The sequence below is a fragment of the Hoeflea sp. IMCC20628 genome, assembly GCF_001011155.1.
Classification (GTDB): domain Bacteria; phylum Pseudomonadota; class Alphaproteobacteria; order Rhizobiales; family Rhizobiaceae; genus Hoeflea.
The window spans coordinates 4,030,331-4,050,687 of the sequence record NZ_CP011479.1; the positions used below are offsets into that span (position 1 = coordinate 4,030,331).

A 20,357-nucleotide genomic window follows, 5' to 3' on the forward strand; every position below is an offset into this window, starting at 1 on the left:
GATCAGAGAACGCCACATACTGCTCTGACCGCAAATTACGCAACTAACACGCTATTCCCCCCTCACCCCCACAAAAATCCCGCGCCACCACCTCCGCCAGTTCGGCAACATTCACCAACCCCTGCGCAAACGGGTGGCGGTCGAGCAGTTGGGGCATGGCGAGGCAATAGATATTTGTGGGATTTTGCGTTTTGAGGTCGAGCTTGAAGGGGGCGCGGAAGGTTTTTTTTGGGGGGGGGCAGGTCTTGAAGGGCAGGTCGTCGAGGCTGGCCGCGGCGTCGATCATGATGTCGCATGTGTGGGTGGCATCGGGGGTGTCGTCCTGTTCGGCCATGCCGACTGCTGAACCGCCCTTGCCCACATCGCTTCCCGCCTCCAGACCGTCCGCGTATCAAGAGAGCAGCGTCAATCTGCCTGAGCAAAAGCTGATCCGATTTCGATCTTGCGCTTGACAGATTTATATTTTTGAACAATCGTTAGAAAATATGCGTGCCTTGTGGCACATCACGAGTTGGAGGAGTTAGAATTGGTTATGAGGAAAGCACTTACAAGGAATCACAAGGGGCTTTTGAGCGCCCTCATGGTGTTTGGATGCGTGTTGGCAACCGGTGCGCAGGCAGAAACAAGTTTGCGGTACGACAACGGGGTTGCCAAAAGTCACGCCGTCAATACAGGCGTCATCAAATTTCTCGAGGCGCTTTCGAACGAAGAATCACTCGACATGTCCGGCACGCACTATTACGGCGCACTTCAGTCGGCCGTCGAAGCAAGTTCCGGCTTGCGGGACTCAATCCTGGATATGGGCGCCATTTTTCCGCAATATCTGCCTGCTGATTTCCCCGTCAACAGCTACATTACGGAACTTCCCGGCATAGTGAAGACGTCTGTTGCGATGTCGGGCGCCAACACGGAATTCGTCTTGTTGCATTGCCAGCCCTGCCTTGACGAATTCACGAATCAGAACCAGTTTCCGCTGATAATGTACGCCAACCCGACCTACAATCTGATCTCCGGAGTCAATTCGCGCATTGCCTCGCCGGATGACATCGTCGGCAAGAAAATGCGCGCCGGCGGCAACTATTTCCGTGCCTGGATCGAGCATTTCGGCGGTGTCGCGGTCAGCCTCAATGGCGCCGAGATCTACGAAGGCATGAACTCTGGCATCGTGGACGGCACGGTTGGCGTTCTCAACGACATCAGTGGCTTTGGCATCGAGGAACTTGTCGGATCGGTGACATTGCTGGATGTCGGCGCTTTCCACAATGCGTCGATGTTCGGCGTGCGCAGCGATTTCTGGAAGCAGCTTCCGGTCGAAACGCGGAAGCGGATGATCGAGCTGGCGATTGATGGACAGGCGGAAACCTCGGTCGCCATCGACAAGGAAGTCATAAACGTTCTCGATGTGGTCATTCCCGAAAACGACATTGAAGTCATCACTCCCTCGCAGGACTTCGTTGATGCCCAGGCGGAATTTGTGACGCAGCAGCTTGCTGATGCAAGCAGCCGGGCCACGGAGAAAAACCAGATTTCGGGTGCCGAGGAAATGGCGCAGAAGTTCATGGAGGTCACGGCGAAATGGAACGATCTCGTCAGCGGCATAGACGCAACAGACCCAGCTGAGGTTTCCAAACTCTATCGCGAGCAGATATACTCGAAACTCAACATGGATGAACTCGGAATGTGAGCCTGACTGTCCGCTGCCCTGTGTTGGATCAACACAGGGCAGCGGCCTGCAGGGCGGCGCGGCGAGCCCGCGATTGAGTCACGCTGACTGTTCGTGACTTCGAAAAAGAGGAAAATTTCGCGTTGTCAATCCAAGGCTTTCTGGCCCGTATAACAACACTTGTATCCATGGTTGCCGTCGCTGCATGTGCCTTGATGGTGGTGCATATCTGCGCAGAGGTGGTCAGCCGCAAGCTGTTGAACATGCCTCTGCCCGGAACCGTCACCGTTGTCTCGTACTACTACATGATTGCAATCACCTTCATGCCGCTTGCCCTGGTGGAACAACGCGACGCCAACGTGTCGGTCGAGGTGGTGACGCAATTCTTTTCAATCGGCTTGCAACGGATCGTTGAAGCCTTTGGATGGCTGCTGTCCTCCGGCGTCTACGCGCTTCTTGCCTGGGTTTCATGGACTGACGCCGTGCGGCAGCAGAAGGTGGGTACCTATGTGATGGAAAGCGGCTATCAGCTGGTGCTCTGGCCGACGCGCTACATGTTGCCAATCGGCTTCGGTCTCGTGGCACTGGTGCTGCTGTTCAAGATCGTCGCTCGCCTGACGGGCACAGAAACGCTGCGCCCCGGACAAGCCCCTGATCAACCGCCGGCCAAGGCTGCACATACTCCTTCCGGGAGCAACGACCACTCGATAGGGTCTCCTGAATGACGTCGATTGAAATTGGACTTGCCGGACTCGCCATCCTCTTCCTCCTGATTGCTGCGCGCGTTCCCATCGGAATATCGCTGATCGCCGTATCGTTCGGAGGTCTCTGGGCGCTGGCGGGACCTGACGTGGCCCTCGCGCTGCTTGGCTCCACGCCCTATAATTTCTCTGCCTCGTGGTCGCTGAGTTCAGTGCCGATGTTCCTGCTTATGGGCTTTTTCTGCTTCCATGCCGGGCTGACCATGAGCCTGTTCAATGCCGCCCGGATCTGGTTTTCGCGGGTTCCAGGGGCACTGGCAGTGGCAAGCGTTGTCGGCGCTTCGGGCTTCGCTGCGGTCAGCGGATCTTCGGTCGCGACTGCTGCGGCGATGGGCAAGATTGCCGTCCCGGAAATGCTTCGCTGGCGATATGATCCCTCGCTGGCGACCGGAACCGTGGCGGCCGCGGGTACGATCGGTGCCCTTATTCCGCCATCGATCATCATGATCCTTTTCGGCGTCTTTGCCGAAGTTCCTGTCTCCCGTCTGTTCATGGGAGGCATCGTTGTCGGCCTGATGACCGGACTCTCCTATGTCGCGGTAATCGTCATTCGCGTTCTGCTCAATCCCGCGCTTGCGCCTTCCTTGCCGGAACGGCCCAGCATGGGCGAAAAGATGGCGGCGCTGCGTTCGACCTGGCCGATCCTGCTGATCATGTTCTGCGTGTTTGGCGGCATGTTTGGAGGCTTGTTTTCCGCGACGGAAGCCGGCGCAGTCGGCGCGTTCCTGTCTGCAATCGTGGCAGCGATGTATGGCAAACTCACCTGGAAGAATTTGAAGTCATCTCTCTATGAAACGATTGTGACAACTTCGGCGCTTTTCATCATCGCCATTGGCGCAAGTCTTCTCACGCGCTTCCTGGCAATCAGCGGAGCCGGCGCCTTCCTGTCTGACATGCTCGTCTATGCGGGCTCCGACCCCATCGTCCTGATGCTGATCATCACGGTTATCTATCTATTGCTCGGAATGTTTCTCGAGCCATTGGGGGCAATGCTGCTGACACTGCCGGTTATCCTGCCTGCGGTGGAAGCTGGCCACCTGGACCTGATCTGGTTCGGAGTGCTTTTGGTCAAGTATCTCGAAGTGGGCATGATCACGCCACCCATTGGCATGAACGTGTTCATCATCAAGGGAGTCGTCGGTGACACGGTCAAGACCTGGGATATTTTCCGAGGCGTCGCCTGGTTCCTGGTCGCTGATGTTGTCGTGATCTCACTCCTGATCCTCTTTCCCGATATCGTTCTGTTCCTGCCCAATCTCATGAAATAGGCTGTCATAAAGCGGAGTTCACAGTTTTTTTTTGCGGGGCTCGTGATGCCGCGGGCTGTGTTGCCACGGCTGCCTTCGAGGTCAGAGGTGTCTGTGAAATCAGGCTGCTATGGTGATCTGACGCATCTCGTTTTCCGGCATGGACAGGACCCCGGACGGCAGAGTATGTGTTTGTCGCAAGGGTGTCGGTAAAGTTGCAAGACACGCTTTTTTCGCAAAGCTTTTCCGTTATGGAGGAAACACAATGGATCGTCGTTCTTTTATTCGCAACGCAGGGATTGTGGGCGCGGGTGCCGTTGCCACGGGGCTGGCTGCTCCTGCAATTGCCCAGGGCAATATCACCTGGCGCATGGTCACAACCTGGCCGAAGAATTTCCCCGGCCTCGGCGTTGGCGCACAGCGGCTGGCAGACCGCATCACGGCTGCATCAGGCGGCCGCCTGACCATTCAGGTCTACTCCGCAGGCGAACTGGTTCCGCCGCTTCAGTCGCTGGATGCGGTGATCGACGGCACCGCCGAAATGAGCCATGGCGCAGCCTATTACTGGCAGAACAAGTCGCCTGCGCTGTCTTTTTTCACCGGCGTTCCCTATGGCATGACCACGCCTGAATTGACGGCCTGGGTCCGCTATATGGGCGGTCAGGAAATCTGGGACGAGATCTATGACCAGTTCGGCGTGCAAGGCTTCCTGTCCGGCAACACCGGCACGCAGACCGGCGGCTGGTTCCGCGACGAGTTGAAAAGCCTCGAGGACGTCAAGGGCATTCGTTTCCGCACACCGGGTCTGGGCGGTCAGGTCTGGGAGAAACTGGGCGCAACGGTCACCAACATGGCCGCTGGCGAGATTTTCCAGGCGCTGCAGTCCGGCACGCTTGATGCTGCTGAATTTGTCGGCCCCTACAACGATCTCGCACTCGGCTTCTACCAGGTCGCCAAGAACTACTACATGCCGTCCTTCGTGGAATCGGGTCTGGCGACCGAACTGGTTGTGGACAAGAAGAAGTATCAGGAGCTGCCGGCCGATCTGCAGGCGATCATCCGTGACATATCCCAAGCGGAATATGACCAGGTCTCTGCCGACTTCATCGCCAACGATCCGCGCGCACTCAAGACGCTGGTCGAGGATCACGGCGTGATCGTTCGCAACTTCCCGGACGATATCATGGAAGCCGGCGCCAAGGCGTCGATCGAAGTGGTTGAGGAACTGCGCAACAGCTCTGACCCGCTGGTCAAGAAGACCACCGAGAGCTTCATCGAGGCGCTGAACCTTGTGCGCACCCGCACCGAGAAGATCGATTCGCCTTATGTGGCGGCACGCGAAAAGTACCTCAAGTACTAAAACCGCATTCAATCGAGATGAAAGGCCCGGTGGAAACGCCGGGCCTTTTTCGTTGCTGAGAGCCGTTCACCTTGAAATGGAATCGTTTGAGCGCCGGGATTTCTTGATCTGGCAAGGAGCATGCGGCGAGGCGGCGTGAGTGCTGTTTAGCCGTGCGCGACACAGTCCAGAGTGCGAAAGAGCAAGCTCACACGATTACCTCTTGGCCTGTCGCTGCGATCACCGGAATATCTCACTGCCTCGCCTGGATGTCTTTTCCGCGCCAGCGTCGTCACAATCCTCGCACGATGCGCTGCATCGTGGCTGCGGTGTTTTCCTAGCTGACGCGAAAAACCCCTTCCGTCAAACGGCTTCCATTTAAAAGCTGAACGGCTCTACCCCGCCACCAGACGGGGCAACCAGGTGACGATTTCGGGGAAGATGAACAGGATGGCAATCGCCACGATCTGCAACACCACGAAAGGCACGACACCGCGGTAGATTGCACTGGTGGGCAGACCGGCAGGCGCCACCCCGCGCAGGTAAAACAGGGCAAAGCCGAACGGAGGTGTCAGGAACGATGTCTGCAGGTTCACACCGACCATAACGCCCAGCCAGACCGGATCGACATCCAGCGCCAGTAGCACCGGAGCGGTGATCGGAATGACGATGAAGATGATCTCGAAGGTGTCCAGGATGAAGCCCAGAAAGAACATGATCAGCATCACCATGGCAACCGCAGCCATGGGCCCGCCGGGCAGATTGGTCAGGAATTCATGAACCAGATTGTCGCCGCCCATCATCCGGAACACCACCGAGAAGACCGACGCTCCGAGCAGGATGACAAAGACCATGCTGGTGATGGTCGCAGTGGTAACAACCGTTTCCTTGAGGATGGAAAAGGACAGACGCCAGCGTAAGGCTGCCAGAACCATCGCCCCGACAGCCCCGACAGAGGCAGCCTCGGTCGGGGTGGCAATTCCCCCCAGGATTGACCCCAGAACGGCAAGGATCAGCAGCAGCGGCGGAACCAGTGCCACGAGAACCTCTTTGAACAGGTCAGCGCGTTCTTCCGGCGGCACCGGTGTGGCCGGGCAGGAGGCAGGATCGGTGACCGCCTTGAAAATGACCCAGAGCAGGTAAAGCGAAACAAGCAGCATCCCGGGCAGCAGCGCCCCGGCGAACAGATCGCCGACCGAAACCGGAACCGGGGCGAAATTGCCCTTGGCCATCTGCACCTGGCTGTTGATGCCCGAGAGCATGTCGCCCATGAAGATCAGCACGGTTGACGGCGGGATGATCTGGCCCAACGTGCCGCTGGCGCAGATCACGCCGGTGGCCAACTTCGGATCGTAGCCGGCGCGCAGCATTGCCGGCAGCGAGATCAAACCCATGGTCACCACTGTCGCGCCGACCACGCCGGTGGAGGCGGCGAGCATCGCACCGACAATGATCACCGAAAATCCGAGCCCGCCGCGAAGGTTGCCGAAAAGTTTGCTCATGGTCAGCAAAAGCTGTTCTGCAATCTGGCTACGTTCCAGCATCACCCCCATGAAGATGAACAGCGGCACGGCCACCAGAACCTCATTTGTCATGAAGCCGATATAGCGGTTGGGGAGGGATCCGAAATTGGAAGGATCAAAGACACCAAGGGCCATGCCGACGCCGCCGAACAACAGCGAGACACCGGCCAGCGTGAAGGCAACAGGAAAGCCGATCAGCAGGAATCCGATCACGCCAAAAAACATCAGTGCAGCGAGGATTTCGCCCATCATCACCGGATCCATCAGGCGTCTCCCTTGGCCAGATCAGTCAGCCGCTGGTCAGACTTGTATTGGATTGAAGTGGGCACCATTTGCTCATTGCCCGAAAGAACGAGGATCGAGCGGATGGCCATGGCCAATCCCTGAAGCGCGATCAGTGCCGCAAAGGCGATGATGAAGGTCTTGAGAATGAAAAGGCCGGGCATTCCGCCAACATTCGCCGATGCCTCACGATAGCTCCAGGCACGAACCACAAACGGCATCGAGTACTGGTAAACCACCCAGGTAAACGGCAGCAGAAAGAGAAACACGCCAATCAGATCGGCCAGCGCCCGGGTTCGCGCACGTGCCGGACGGTAGAAGATATCAACCCGGACATGATCGTCGCGAAGCAGGGCAAACCCTGCCACTGCGGTAAACATCGCGCCGTTCAGCCAAATATAAAGATCCTGCATCCAGAGATAGCTGACCGAGAACAAATAACGTTGAACGACAACGGTGAAGCAGACGACGACGATAGCCAGCGACAGCCAGGCGAAAGTTCGCCCGATGAACAAATTGACCGCGCATATCAATGAGGCAATTCCGGCAAGAAAATGCATTTTCCCCGTCCCGATTTTTGTCGTTCTGTTTTTTGTCTGGCCTTCAATCAAAGTGCAGGGCGCAAAAGTCAAGAACCAGATCATGGAGACAAACCAAACGGCGGCTCGCTTTTGCCGGGATGTGGTTGGAATGACGAGAGGGGTAACCTGCAATTGCAACCCAGTAAAGTGCACCCATGCCCATAAAGGCTACCGTTTCTCCGGCTGCCGTTCGCCCAAGGGCAGCGAAGACGCGTCAAAATACCGGAATATTGACCTTTCACCGGCAACCGATTTGCCTGCATTCCGGAAAAGGCAAATCTGGCCTCCGGGCTGACTTGGGCGCTATCCTCCGATGATCAAAGCGCCAAACCCTGTTCCGGGCCGCAATACGTAATCAACAAGCTAGCCTCTTCCCTCTCCGCAAAAATCCTGCGCCACCACCTCGGCCAATTCCGCGACATTGACCAGACCTTGCGCAAACGGATGACGCTCCAGAAGCTGCGGCATGGCGAGGCAGTAGATCTTTGCGGCATTTTGCGGTTGGAGCTTCAGCTTGAAGGGGGCGCGCAGGTCTTGGGTGGTCAGCGTTTGGGACAGGGATTTGAAGGGCAGATCCGCAAGGCTGGCCGGCGGCTGTCCGCGGGCATCGATCATGATGTCGAACTGCAGGGTGGCGTCGGCGGTGGTGACGGTGACCGGGCCGGGCGTTTTGGCGCCGGAGCTGTTTTCGAAGCTGGCGTCGTCGCCGGTGGCGACGAGTTTGAGGATTCCGGCCTGGTGCAGGGCGATGATGCGACTGAGCGACAGATGCGGCACGGCGGCGTAGCAATCGGCAAAGACCGGCATCAGCTCGTCGTGAAACAGTTCCCAGTCGGCGTCATCAAGGCGGCGCAGGATGGCGTCGAAATTCTCGTGACCACGCAGCAGCGCATAGCGGTGGGCAATGGTCTGCCGCTTTCGCATCGACTGGCGTGTTTCGGCAAAATCGCGCTCCACCGCCTCGAGCCCGCCGAGTTCTTGCCGGTGGCGGAAATAGCCCTGACTGAAGCCGGGAATGGTTCTGGCGTCGGGGCCGAGATGCTCGAGATAGGACGGGTCGGCGTGATCGAGCTCCTGGCAGAGCAGATCGAAGACGCGTGCGAGCAGGCCGTCGGTACGTTGTTCGATTTCGCGGGCAACGGCGGCTTTGGTGATGCAGGTGAGCGGCTGATAGGGGAAGGGATAGTAGAAATCGCCCTCGGGCATGATGCCCATGCGCGAGACCATGGTGATGCGCAGGCCGCTCGCCGCATCATTGGGGGTCCAGCGGACATGATCGCCGGATTCATCGAAGGTGCCGTGGGCGTGGCCAAGGGCTGCGACGACATCGATGGCCGAGAGCGAAGAGCCCAGAATGCCGATATGCTGCGGAGCGAGGCTTTCGAGCCGCGTGGCAGGCCAGGGCGAGAGCAGATCAGCCTCATCAATGTGCGGGTTTTCCGGCCAGGAATGGCCGGTGGCGATGATGACCGCATCAAACTCGGCATCGGCTGCGGCATCGCGGGTGAGCAGCAGCGCCTGGCCCGGCTTGCTTGTGACATCGATGTCGGTGACCGGGGTGGAGGTATGCAGGCTGATCTTGTGGCCCGAGGCGCGGGCCTGGTCGATCAGTGCGTGGAATTCGTCATGCAAAAATTCGCCGATCAGCACGCGGGGATAAAAGGCGCGGGCGCTGATGTCGTGCTCGGAGAGTTCCCATTGGCTGAGCTCGTATTTGGGGCGGGTCTCGAGCCAGTCGATCAACTGGCGGGTGAGTTCGGGGATTTCGCGGCTGAAGGCGTTGCAGAGCATGTAATCGGCGTTGATCTCCTCGCGATAGGGCATGCCCTTGCCGGCCTCGGGGCCCGCTTCATAGATGGTGATGTCGAGTTTCTGGCCGCGGCCAATCAAATGCTTGAGCAGATAGACGGTGGTGGGGCCGGCGCCGATGATGGCGAGTGTTGCTGGGGTCACGGGGTCAGGCCTTGGCTCGGGTGGGACGCAATCGGGGTCGTGGATAACGCGCAGGCGAGACAACGGTTCCGGGGCGTGCATGCGAGGCCGGGCTGACTGGCCGGGCTGACTGGCGGGGAGGCTCTGGATGGCGCGGTGCTGTCGTGTCAGTCGGAGCGGGCGGCTTCGGATGCCGCGAGAGAGATGTGCAAAGCCGTGAGCAAAGCGTGCGGCTGCGCCGGCTTGGCGATCCATGTGCCCCGCAGAAACACCGAATCAGCCTCGGCCTTGAGGTTGCCGGAGTGGATGATGAAGGGAATGGAGCGCGCCGCGAGGATGTGAGCCACTTCGGTGCATTCGCCGTCGCGCAGATTGATGTCGAGGATTGCCGCGTCAGGCCGGTTGGACTTGAGCCAGGATTCGGCCTCGGCGCAGGACGACAGCAGCGTCAGGTTGTCGAAACCGGCACCTGACAGCAGCTCTTCAAGGTCGAGCGCAATCAGCGGCTGATCTTCCAAGACCAGGATGGAGCCGGTTTGGTGGTGCATGAACGCGTCTCTGGTTTAAAACACGGATATTGTACGCTTATTCCGGGCAGCCGGGATTTCGGTCCGCTGCCGTACCAAGCACCGCCCGTGGGTTGTACCGTTTTTTTTAAGACCATAAATGGAACATCTTTTGAGAGTAGGTCGACACCATCGTTCGGTATTTTGCGAACGCTTGGGAGTCACCTTTGCTCTTTCCTCACTAGGACGAGCATTGCCCCAGATTCAGCAAAGCCACATTCGCAATCGACTTCTGGCGCATTTCTCGCCGGAGGATTTTGCGCGCATTGCGCCGCATCTGGAATTTGTCGAGCTGCCCTGGCGCCATGCCTTCACCCAGCCCAACGAAGTCAGCGAGTACAGCTATTTTCTCGAATCGGGCATCGGCTCGATTGTGGCGCCGTCGGCGGAAGGCCACAGCGCCGAAATCGGCATATTCGGCCGGGATGGCATGACGCCGATCGCGATGGCGCTGAAGGCTGCGTCCGACCCCTATTCGACCTTCATGCAGGTGGCCGGCAGCGGCTACCGGATCCGCAGTTCCGAGCTCGTGGCGGTGATCGACGAGTGCGAGGCGGTGAAGACGCTGATGGGGCGCTATGCGCAGACCCAGGCAGTGCAATCGGCCTATACGGCGCTGTCGAATGCGGTGCACCAGATCGACGAGCGGCTGGCCCGCTGGATCCTGATGTGCCACGACCGCACCGACGGCAACGACATTTCGCTGACCCATGAGTTCCTGTCGATCATGCTGGCGGTGCGGCGGCCATCGGTCACCACCGCGCTGCATGTGCTGGAAGGCAATCTGCTGATCCGGGCCGAGCGCGGGGTGATCATCGTGCGCGACCGGCCGGCACTGGAATCCTTTGCCCGCGATGCCTATGGCACGCCGGAACGGGAATATGAGCGGCTTATCGGCCGTATGAATTAGCCCGGCATCGAACTGACGGGTCACCGGCGCAGAACAACATTGACGAAACCCGGCAGACGACCGATCCGCCCCCCGCCCATGCGAATATGAGCGGGCGGGAACGGCTAATCGACTGGCTGACCAGCTACCGCGCCCTTTGAATTGATGCATGTCGCGTTCAAATGAACCCATTTGAGCGCGACAAGCATCAGTGCCAGGCGATCGCCGGAAACACGATCAGCATGGCGAGGGCGAGCATCTGCATGGCGATGAACGGCACCAGTGACCGGAAGATGGTGGCGAGCGTGATATCCGGCGGAGCGACGCTTTTGAGATAGAACGCGGCCGGGCCGAAGGGTGGCGACAGGAACGACACCTGCATGTTCATGCAGAACAGCACGCCAAACCAGACCGGATCATAGCCGAGGCTGACGATGATCGGCACGAAGATCGGCATGGTGAGAAGCGCGATGCCGACCCAATCGAGAAACATGCCGAGGACGAACAGAATCAACATCATGAACAACAGGATGATGGTCGGGTTGTCGGAAATGCCGGTGATCAGATCGGAGACGAACTTGATGCCGCCCATCAGGTTGAAGACACCGACCAGCGCGCTGGCGCCGATGCCGATCCAGACGATCATGCCGACGGTGCGCAACGTCTGAAGGGCGGCGCCCTTGAGCAGAGCAAATGTGAACTCGCCGCGGACGATGGTTGAGAGCATGACACCGGCGACGCCGACGGCGGAAGCTTCGGTGACGCTGGCGATGCCGCCATAGATCGAGCCCAGGACACCGGTGACCACCAGCAAGGGCAGGATAAGGCCCTTGAGCAGCCTGATCTTCTCGGCCGTGGGGACCGGCGGCCCTTCCTGCACCGGGGCCATGGCCGGATTGAGATGGGCGCGGATCAGAACGTAGATGACATAGAAAGAGGCGAGCATCAGGCCCGGGAGGAAGGCTGCGGTGAAAAGGTCGCCGACCGAGACATTGGCGGTCAGGCCATAGATGATCAGCACGATCGACGGTGGCACCATGGTTCCAAGCGCGCCGCCTGCGCAGACCACGCCGATTGCGAGATGCTTGTCATAGCCCAGGCGCAGCATCTGCGGCAGGGCGACCAGACCCAAGAGCACGATCTCGCCACCGATGATGCCGCTCATTGCGGCCAGGATGACGGCGACCGCGATGGTCTGGATCGCCACGCCGCCGCGCAGGCGTCCGGCCAGCAGCTTCATGGCATCAAACAGATCACGTGCAATGCCTGAGCGGTCGAGGATTGCCGCCATCAGCACGAACATCGGCACGGAGACGAAAACGAAGGAGGAGACGAAGGAATAGACCCGGCTGGTGATCAGCGGCACCACCATCGGCCCGAACCAGCCAAGCGCGAAGACAAGTGCTACCAGCAGAGTGACATAGGCCAGGGGAATGCCCGAGACCAGGAGCGCCAGCAACATGACGAGCATGACGAAGGTGCCGCCCTCAATGCCGAGCGACTGCAGCGAACCGAAGATTTCCATCAGCGCTTACCCCGGGCATAATTGACGGCGAGAATGACAAACTGGACGGCCATCACCGCCAGCACGACGAGCATGAAGACCTTGAGCAGTCCGGGATAGACCGGATCCCAGGCGCTGCCGGAGCGTTCGAGCCGGAAGGAACCGTCAGGGCGGAAGGCGGCGCGCTGGACCATGATCCAGGCCGCCCATGCAAAAATGGCGCTGGCTGCGGCGCAGATCAGCGAGATGACGATATCGAAGACGCGACGAATGCGCGGCGGCACCACGTCATAGATCAGCACCACCCGGATGTGCTGGTCGTGAGCCGAGCAATAGAGTCCGCCATAGATGAAAGCGATGCCGCAGAGAAAAATGGTCGTCTCGTGGGCCCAGATGGTGGGAGCGTTGAAGACGTAGCGCAGGACGACTTCGTTGATTAGGATGACCATCGAGACGACGATACCTGCGGCAAACACCAGCCCTATACGGTCGATGAGACGGCCCAGCGCGCCTGCTTCAGTGATAGGGCCCCCGGCTCTTTCGACGGCGGGTGCTGTTGTGTCGTCGGTCATGTCGTCCTCCTCAATAGATGCCGGCTCAATAGATGCCCGGGAGGCGAACCGCCGCGCAGGCTCCTTAAGAAAATGCCGGGCGGCGAACCGCCCGGCAGGGATTGAGCAGATAGGTTACCGGAAAACCGGCTTACTTCATCAGGCCGTTTTCCTTGAGGTAGGTGGTCAGCACTTCGTAGACCTTCTTGGCATTGTCGGAGCGCTCGGCGACCTTGGCCCATTCGCCGGTAGCGATGGTACGGAACTTGGCGCGTTCCTCGGCCGACCAGTCATGGACGGTGATCTTGCCGCCGGCCTTGTCTTCGGCGACCGCTGCCAGATCGAGCGCAGCAAGGGCTGCCACCTGGCTCTGGGCGAACTCGACGACGCTTTCTTCAAGTGCTGTCTTGACGTCGTCGTCAAGCGCATCCCACTTGGCCTTGTTCATCGAGATCTCGACGAGCGGCATGGAGTGGAAGCCGGGATAGACCGGGTGCATGGCCACATCATGCATGCCCTGCGACTTGTTGGACGAATAGACCGTGTAGTCGGCGGCATCGATGACGCCCTTGTCGAGCGAGGTGAAGACTTCCGAGCCGGGCAGATTGACCGGAGCGGCACCTGCGGCTGCAAACACCTGCTGGACAAGGCCTTCCGGCGCGCGCAGCTTGAGACCCTTGAGATCAGCGACGCCATCCAGCGGCACTTTCGAGACGAAGGCTTCGAGGCCCGGCGTGGTGGCGCCGATGAAGTGCAGACCGTAGGGTTCGACGAGCTCGTTCATCAGCTCCTTGCCGCCGCCATTGGCCATGAAATCAAACATTTCCTGCGGAGACGACCAGGCACCAACCGGATTGGCGATCAAGCCGAACGCCGGATCCTTGCCGGAAAAATAGGAGGTGTCGGTGATGTGGCCGTCGAGAATGCCGCCGGCGATGGCGTCCTGGGTCTCGTTGTGAGCAACGATGGATTCCACCGGCAACAGTTCGATGGCGAGCTTGCCGCCGGTCTTTTCCATGATGCTTTTGGCCCAGCCCTGCTGCAGCACGAAATTGGGGTTGCCGGCCGGATCAGACGACTGGAATTTCATCGTCATTTCCTGTGCCAGCGCGGATGCGCCAAGGGCAGCGCCGATGACCGAAGCCAGGGCGAGTGTGGTCAGGGATTTCAACATAGCAAATACCTCCCGGGTATGCGTTTCAGTTTTGCCGAGTCTCGATCGTGTCGGGACCCGGACCGGTTTCGAGAGATGCGGCAGCCGCATCCCCCATCTTGCGAAGCACCGCTTCGGAAAGCAATTCGATTGATGCCGTGACATCGACGGTCATGCCATTTTCATCCGTGCCTAGCGGCTCGAGCGTGGCGAGCTGGCTGTCAAGCAGCGGCAGACCGACAAAGTGATCTCGGCGGGCGGCGAGCCGGCTGGCGATCAGGTCGCGCTCGCCGCTGAGATGGATGAAGCAGGCTGAAGGCAAATGGCTGCGCAGCCGGTCGCGGTAGATGCGGCGCAGCGCCGAACAGGCGATGACTACGCCGCCGCGGGCTTGCGCGGCAGCTTCAGCCGCAGCGGCAACCCGGTCAAGCCAGGGCAGCCGCTCGGCATCGCTCAAAGCGTCACCGCGCGACATGGCGGCACGGGCTGTTTCGGAATGGTGATCATCGGCATCGACCAGGGCCAGATCCAGACGTGCAGACAGGGTACGGGCCAGCGCGGATTTTCCCGCACCGCAGACTCCCATCGCAATCAAGACCTTGCCGGTGCTCTGACCTGCCATCACCATCCTCCTCTTGCCTTTGCTCTATTGGTAGCGCTAACATTTGTCAAGCAAGAGAACTATGCTATAAATCGGCACCCGTAACATTGATCAAGCAGCCCTTTGAAAAACAAACGAAATAGTGGAATTACAATTGCCGATGTCGCACGCGAAGCCAATGTTAGCGCTATGACTGTATCGCGCGCCTTGCGCGAACCGGAGCGGGTCTCGGCGAAATCGCTGGAACGCATCCGCGCGGTGATCGCGCGGCTGGGATACCTGCCCGACCCGGCGGCTCAGGCGCTGGCCGCCGGACGCACCAACGTGATCGGGGTGATCGTCCCGTCGGTGACGAACAATGTTTTTGCCGATGTCATGCGCGGCGTCTACACGGCGGCGGAAGGCAGCAAATGGCAGGTGCAATTGGGCAATTCGCGCTACTCGGCACTGGAGGAAGAGCGGCTGGTCAAGACATTCCTCAGCCAGCGGCCGGCAGGGCTGATCATCTCGGGCATTGACCAATCGGAGGTGACGCGGGCGCTGTTGCAAGCCGCCCCCTGCCGCATCGTGCAGATCATGGAGATCTCGGACCAGCCGCTCGACATGATGATCGGTTTCTCGCATCTGGAAGGCGCGCGCGCCGCGGCCCGGCACTTGCTGGAGATGGGCTACAAGAGGCCAGGCTTTCTCGGCGCCCGGCTCGATCCGCGCACGCAACGGCGGTTGCAAGGGTTTCGTGATGTGATGGGTGCAGCCGGCCTGATTGACGCGCGCCGCATCGTCACCACGCCGCAGGCCTCGACAGTGACGCTCGGCGGCATGCTGATGGCGGATCTTTTGTCACGGGCGCCCGACACCGACGCGATCCTGTGCAACAATGACGATCTGGCGCTGGGCGCGCTGTTTGAGTGCCAGCGCCGCGGCCTTGCGGTGCCCGGCGAGATCGGCATTTGCGGCTTCAACGATCTGGAGATGATGGCCGCCGCCTATCCGGCGATCACAAGCGTGCGCACCCACCGCTACGAGATGGGCGAACGCGCCATGCGGATGCTTGCCGACGCGCTGGACGGACACGAACCGGAAGAGCCGGTAATCGATCTCGGCTTCGAAATGGTTGCCCGGCAAAGCACGCTGCGCGGCTAGCAGCTGTTCGCTGGAGGGCTGGGGCGGCGGCACACCAAAACCCCGCGCGCGAAATTTTTTTCGCCGGCGGTTTGGGGCAGTTCGGGGTCCGGGTTTGAGACCGGAGTGCGGGGCGCGGGCGGCTGGCCCGTGGTGGTGGCGAAGAAGGGCTTGGCGCAGTCTCCCGCGCCCCGCCGGTGACGGATGCCCATGCCTTCCGGGCACGGGCGGGCAACTCCTCCTGCGAACGCATCACCTCAAGCCCTGGCGCGGTTTCGTCTTGTTCGGCTTGGTCAGGGCCGAACCCGCCCTCTCCCCAGGCAACAGGCGAGGCAACCCGCCACATGCGCCCGGGGACTTGTCAGGCCGGCGCTGCAAGTGGGACGCGCGCCGCGCAGACCGGCCAGCCCGCCGGGCAGTGCGACACACAGCAAACGCCGCCGGGGCCGGCCAGGCCGGGCCACCGGTTGCGGCCTTCGCACGACCACCTTTCTGTCAGCTCCACTTTTTGCTGACGGGCGTCCATGCTGGCCGGGATGATGTTTCGCAAGCGTCTGACCCGCGATGCGGCCCCGCGCGCCAAACCTCACCGCCTTCCGCCGGCCAAAGCTCCGTGGGCTCCAGCCATCCGTTGCGACGGAAGGTTTTGGCAGTATCGCATGGGCGGAAAGGGTGGGGAAAATATTGGGGATAGAACATCCGCGGAACAGGGGAGTTTCACAATCAATGCGGTAGGCATTTTGCGATTCCGGATCACTGGTTTCCCAATCAAAATGCATAAACGGGTGTGTTGGCTGTACAAAACAGGAGGGATGCGCGCGCAGCACTAGCCATGCATGCAATTGCCGTAATTACCCACCCCCTTGCCATGCACCACAATGTCTGAATCCATGATGATATGGATCGGACTGATTTGCAGCAGCTGAGCAAGGACGAATTGATCGAGATGGTGCTTCGGCTCCAACGGCCTGCCAAGGATTCTCGGACGTCTTCCAAGCCGCCCTCTACGGACAAGAAAGAGAAACGCGTCAACTCACGACCGGGTGGAGCCAAGCCCGGGCATGAACCCCACAATAGGGTGCTGGCGGATTTTGCCGACATGTTTCGCGATCATGAACCGACCGCCTGCAAGAGATGCGGCCATGCGTTTTCCGGTGATGATACGATGGTGCTGGCCGGGGCCTATGACGAGATCGATATTCCTGCGATCCGTCCTCATGTCACCCGGCATCGGCGTTTTTCCTGTCATTGCCCGCAATGCGGCACGACGACAAAAGCCACCGCACCTGCCGTGGCAACCGCAACGCCGTTCGGGCCAGGCATTCACGCGCTGGCGATCTACCTCAAGAGTTTCCATGCATTGTCTTACGAACGCCTGAGCGGTGTGTTCATGGATATCTTCGGCCTCCATGCGAGCGAGGGCGCGATCATGAACATGTTTGCCCGCTCCCGTCCGAGCTTCCAGGCCACAGCACAGGCCGCCAAGGCCAGCCTTCGAGCCGCCCGCGTTGTCGCCAGCGACGAAACCGGTGTGCGTATTGAGGGCACAAATGCCCAACACTGGGTTTTTCATTGCAAGGATGCCGTTGTCCACCAGCCCGATTACTCCCGTGCAGCACGGGTCGTTCACGAGACCATGGGCGGCCATGTCCCCGAGGTATGGATATCTGATCGGTATTCAGCCCAGCAATCTCACGGCCATCGACATCAAACCTGCCTTGCACATTTGGCGCGTGATACAGCCTTTGCGCTGGAACATGGCGAGGATGATCTCCCTCTTCGCTTCCAGCTTTGGTTTGGCCGTGTGTTTGATTTCGCCAGAGCCATAAGCACATTCGCTGCGTCTACCGTCGCAAGCAAGAAGCGCAAATTCGATAAACAGCTTGCCGGGCTTCTATGCGCCCCGACTTCATGCGACCTGGCCCAAAAGCTCCAGGCCAAGATCGGGCGGGCCCGCGATCAGCTGCTGACGTTTTGCGACTATCCCGGAGAAGTCGATGTCACCAACAACACATCTGAGCGAAAGCTCCGTCCATGGGTCATTCAGCGAAAGGTGACAAACGGATATCGCGCCATGTGGGCCGCCCAAGCCGAAGCGAACATACGCACGACAGTCGATACCGCACGCCTCAAAGGCGCAAACCCCTTCCAGGTCATCGCATCCGTCCTGGCATAGGCCGGTAGAAGAACCGGAAATCACGAATTCAGGGGTGGGTAATTACCAATTGCCCCGCAGAAAACAGATGTTACTCTTCAATACCTAGCAACAACCGACTCGACAGCCAGCCATTGCGCAATTCGCGCTAAATAACACCAACTTCATGACCGACCACGTAATTACCCACCCCCTTGCCATGCACCACAATGTCTGAATCCATGATGATATGGATCGGACTGATTTGCAGCAGCTGAGCAAGGACGAATTGATCGAGATGGTGCTTCGGCTCCAACGGCCTGCCAAGGATTCTCGGACGTCTTCCAAGCCGCCCTCTACGGACAAGAAAGAGAAACGCGTCAACTCACGACCGGGTGGAGCCAAGCCCGGGCATGAACCCCACAATAGGGTGCTGGCGGATTTTGCCGACATGTTTCGCGATCATGAACCGACCGCCTGCAAGAGATGCGGCCATGCGTTTTCCGGTGATGATACGATGGTGCTGGCCGGGGCCTATGACGAGATCGATATTCCTGCGATCCGTCCTCATGTCACCCGGCATCGGCGTTTTTCCTGTCATTGCCCGCAATGCGGCACGACGACAAAAGCCACCGCACCTGCCGTGGCAACCGCAACGCCGTTCGGGCCAGGCATTCACGCGCTGGCGATCTACCTCAAGAGTTTCCATGCATTGTCTTACGAACGCCTGAGCGGTGTGTTCATGGATATTTTCGGCCTCCATGCGAGCGAGGGCGCGATCATGAACATGTTTGCCCGCTCCCGTCCGAGCTTCCAGGCCACAGCACAGGCCGCCAAGGCCAGCCTTCGAGCCGCCCGCGTTGTCGCCAGCGACGAAACCGGTGTGCGTATTGAGGGCACAAATGCCCAACACTGGGTTTTTCATTGCAAGGATGCCGTTGTCCACCAGCCCGATTACTCCCGTGCAGCACGGGTCGTTCACGAGACCATGGGCGGCCATGTCCCCGAGGTATGGATATCTGATCGGTATTCAGCCCAGCAATCTCACGGCCATCGACATCAAACCTGCCTTGCACATTTGGCGCGTGATACAGCCTTTGCGCTGGAACATGGCGAGGATGATCTCCCTCTTCGCTTCCAGCTTTGGTTTGGCCGTGTGTTTGATTTCGCGTAATTACCCACCCCCTTGCCATGCACCACAATGTCTGAATCCATGATGATATGGATCGGACTGATTTGCAGCAGCTGAGCAAGGACGAATTGATCGAGATGGTGCTTCGGCTCCAACGGCCTGCCAAGGATTCTCGGACGTCTTCCAAGCCGCCCTCTACGGACAAGAAAGAGAAACGCGTCAACTCACGACCGGGTGGAGCCAAGCCCGGGCATGAACCCCACAATAGGGTGCTGGCGGATTTTGCCGACATGTTTCGCGATCATGAACCGACCGCCTGCAAGAGATGCGGCCATGCGTTTTCCGGTGATGATACGATGGTGCTGGCCGGGGCCTATGACGAGATCGATATTCCTGCGATCCGTCCTCATGTCACCCGGCATCGGCGTTTTTCCTGTCATTGCCCGCAATGCGGCACGACGACAAAAGCCACCGCACCTGCCGTGGCAACCGCAACGCCGTTCGGGCCAGGCATTCACGCGCTGGCGATCTACCTCAAGAGTTTCCATGCATTGTCTTACGAACGCCTGAGCGGTGTGTTCATGGATATCTTCGGCCTCCATGCGAGCGAGGGCGCGATCATGAACATGTTTGCCCGCTCCCGTCCGAGCTTCCAGGCCACAGCACAGGCCGCCAAGGCCAGCCTTCGAGCCGCCCGCGTTGTCGCCAGCGACGAAACCGGTGTGCGTATTGAGGGCACAAATGCCCAACACTGGGTTTTTCATTGCAAGGATGCCGTTGTCCACCAGCCCGATTACTCCCGTGCAGCACGGGTCGTTCACGAGACCATGGGCGGCCATGTCCCCGAGGTATGGATATCTGATCGGTATTCAGCCCAGCAATCTCACGGCCATCGACATCAAACCTGCCTTGCACATTTGGCGCGTGATACAGCCTTTGCGCTGGAACATGGCGAGGATGATCTCCCTCTTCGCTTCCAGCTTTGGTTTGGCCGTGTGTTTGATTTCGCCAGAGCCATAAGCACATTCGCTGCGTCTACCGTCGCAAGCAAGAAGCGCAAATTCGATAAACAGCTTGCCGGGCTTCTATGCGCCCCGACTTCATGCGACCTGGCCCAAAAGCTCCAGGCCAAGATCGGGCGGGCCCGCGATCAGCTGCTGACGTTTTGCGACTATCCCGGAGAAGTCGATGTCACCAACAACACATCTGAGCGAAAGCTCCGTCCATGGGTCATTCAGCGAAAGGTGACAAACGGATATCGCGCCATGTGGGCCGCCCAAGCCGAAGCGAACATACGCACGACAGTCGATACCGCACGCCTCAAAGGCGCAAACCCCTTCCAGGTCATCGCATCCGTCCTGGCATAGGCCGGTAGAA

At 59.5% G+C, this 20,357-nt stretch carries 18 protein-coding genes; 9 read left to right on the forward strand and 9 right to left on the reverse strand.

Annotated elements, in window-relative coordinates:
- Positions 1-43: 43 nt before the first annotated feature.
- Entirely contained in the window at positions 44-334 is a 291-nt protein-coding gene (locus IMCC20628_RS18885) for a hypothetical protein (RefSeq protein ID WP_047031482.1), read from the reverse strand.
- Positions 335-628: 294 nt separating this feature from the next.
- On the opposite strand from IMCC20628_RS18885, the gene IMCC20628_RS18890 reads away from it, so the two are divergent.
- The 4 genes from IMCC20628_RS18890 (at position 629) to IMCC20628_RS18905 (ending at position 5,031) form a co-directional block, all read left to right on the forward strand.
- Positions 629-1,684 (forward strand): hypothetical protein, encoded by a 1,056-nt coding sequence (locus IMCC20628_RS18890; protein ID WP_197078342.1) that lies wholly within the window; start codon positions 629-631, stop codon positions 1,682-1,684.
- Positions 1,685-1,851: 167 nt separating this feature from the next.
- A complete protein-coding gene (locus IMCC20628_RS18895; protein ID WP_156174578.1) occupies positions 1,852-2,388 on the forward strand; it encodes a TRAP transporter small permease in 537 nt (178 codons plus the stop codon).
- Positions 2,385-3,692, forward strand: a complete 1,308-nt coding sequence (locus tag IMCC20628_RS18900; protein WP_047031485.1) for a TRAP transporter large permease — start codon at positions 2,385-2,387, stop codon at positions 3,690-3,692. Before IMCC20628_RS18895 ends, IMCC20628_RS18900 begins: the two co-directional genes overlap by 4 nt.
- Before the next feature lie 244 nt (positions 3,693-3,936).
- The gene (locus IMCC20628_RS18905; protein ID WP_047031486.1) at positions 3,937-5,031 is read left to right on the forward strand and encodes a TRAP transporter substrate-binding protein; all 1,095 of its coding nucleotides are present in this window, start codon (positions 3,937-3,939) and stop codon (positions 5,029-5,031) included.
- A gap of 374 nt (positions 5,032-5,405) precedes the next feature.
- Here IMCC20628_RS18905 and IMCC20628_RS18910 read toward each other — a convergent pair whose 3' ends face one another.
- The 4 genes from IMCC20628_RS18910 to IMCC20628_RS18925 all read right to left on the reverse strand — a co-directional run bounded on the left by IMCC20628_RS18910 (position 5,406) and on the right by IMCC20628_RS18925 (position 9,876).
- On the reverse strand, positions 5,406-6,797 hold the full coding sequence (locus IMCC20628_RS18910; protein ID WP_047031487.1) for a TRAP transporter large permease subunit: 1,392 nt from the start codon (positions 6,795-6,797) through the stop codon (positions 5,406-5,408).
- On the reverse strand, positions 6,797-7,375 hold the full coding sequence (locus tag IMCC20628_RS18915; protein ID WP_047032774.1) for a TRAP transporter small permease subunit: 579 nt from the start codon (positions 7,373-7,375) through the stop codon (positions 6,797-6,799). Before IMCC20628_RS18915 ends, IMCC20628_RS18910 begins: the two co-directional genes overlap by 1 nt.
- 384 nt (positions 7,376-7,759) lie before the next feature.
- On the reverse strand, positions 7,760-9,349 hold the full coding sequence (locus tag IMCC20628_RS18920; protein WP_047031488.1) for an FAD/NAD(P)-binding protein: 1,590 nt from the start codon (positions 9,347-9,349) through the stop codon (positions 7,760-7,762).
- A gap of 146 nt (positions 9,350-9,495) precedes the next feature.
- Positions 9,496-9,876: a response regulator gene (locus tag IMCC20628_RS18925; RefSeq protein ID WP_047031489.1), complete on the reverse strand. Its 381-nt coding sequence runs from the start codon at positions 9,874-9,876 to the stop codon at positions 9,496-9,498.
- A gap of 211 nt (positions 9,877-10,087) precedes the next feature.
- Here IMCC20628_RS18925 and IMCC20628_RS18930 point away from each other — a divergent pair, with 211 nt between their 5' ends.
- Positions 10,088-10,804, forward strand: coding sequence for a Crp/Fnr family transcriptional regulator (locus IMCC20628_RS18930; RefSeq protein ID WP_047031490.1), 717 nt, complete (start codon positions 10,088-10,090; stop codon positions 10,802-10,804).
- A 187-nt stretch (positions 10,805-10,991) separates the two neighbouring features.
- On the opposite strand, the gene IMCC20628_RS18935 is transcribed toward IMCC20628_RS18930, so the two are convergent.
- The 4 genes from IMCC20628_RS18935 to IMCC20628_RS18950 all read right to left on the reverse strand — a co-directional run bounded on the left by IMCC20628_RS18935 (position 10,992) and on the right by IMCC20628_RS18950 (position 14,613).
- A complete protein-coding gene (locus IMCC20628_RS18935; protein ID WP_047031491.1) occupies positions 10,992-12,308 on the reverse strand; it encodes a TRAP transporter large permease subunit in 1,317 nt (438 codons plus the stop codon).
- Positions 12,308-12,859, reverse strand: a complete 552-nt coding sequence (locus tag IMCC20628_RS18940) for a TRAP transporter small permease (protein ID WP_047031492.1) — start codon at positions 12,857-12,859, stop codon at positions 12,308-12,310. The genes IMCC20628_RS18935 and IMCC20628_RS18940 overlap by 1 nt, the downstream gene beginning before the upstream one ends.
- Before the next feature lie 130 nt (positions 12,860-12,989).
- Positions 12,990-14,012 carry a TRAP transporter substrate-binding protein gene (locus IMCC20628_RS18945; protein WP_047031493.1) on the reverse strand — a complete coding sequence of 341 codons (1,023 nt, stop codon included), beginning with the start codon at positions 14,010-14,012 and terminating at the stop codon, positions 12,990-12,992.
- Between the two features lie 25 nt (positions 14,013-14,037).
- Complete coding sequence (locus IMCC20628_RS18950; protein ID WP_156174579.1) at positions 14,038-14,613, reverse strand: gluconokinase, GntK/IdnK-type; 576 nt, start codon at positions 14,611-14,613, stop codon at positions 14,038-14,040.
- 102 nt (positions 14,614-14,715) lie between these two features.
- Between IMCC20628_RS18950 and IMCC20628_RS18955 the strand changes: the two genes are divergently transcribed.
- The 4 genes from IMCC20628_RS18955 to IMCC20628_RS18970 all read left to right on the forward strand — a co-directional run bounded on the left by IMCC20628_RS18955 (position 14,716) and on the right by IMCC20628_RS18970 (position 20,347).
- Positions 14,716-15,735 (forward strand): LacI family DNA-binding transcriptional regulator, encoded by a 1,020-nt coding sequence (locus IMCC20628_RS18955; RefSeq protein WP_047031495.1) that lies wholly within the window; start codon positions 14,716-14,718, stop codon positions 15,733-15,735.
- Positions 15,736-16,612: 877 nt separating this feature from the next.
- Positions 16,613-17,890, forward strand: coding sequence for an IS66 family transposase (locus tag IMCC20628_RS18960; protein ID WP_047029005.1), 1,278 nt, complete (start codon positions 16,613-16,615; stop codon positions 17,888-17,890).
- A 208-nt stretch (positions 17,891-18,098) separates the two neighbouring features.
- Positions 18,099-19,022, forward strand: a complete 924-nt coding sequence (locus tag IMCC20628_RS18965) for a transposase (RefSeq protein ID WP_052766551.1) — start codon at positions 18,099-18,101, stop codon at positions 19,020-19,022.
- A gap of 47 nt (positions 19,023-19,069) precedes the next feature.
- Positions 19,070-20,347 carry an IS66 family transposase gene (locus tag IMCC20628_RS18970; protein ID WP_047029005.1) on the forward strand — a complete coding sequence of 426 codons (1,278 nt, stop codon included), beginning with the start codon at positions 19,070-19,072 and terminating at the stop codon, positions 20,345-20,347.
- Positions 20,348-20,357 lie beyond the last annotated feature (10 nt).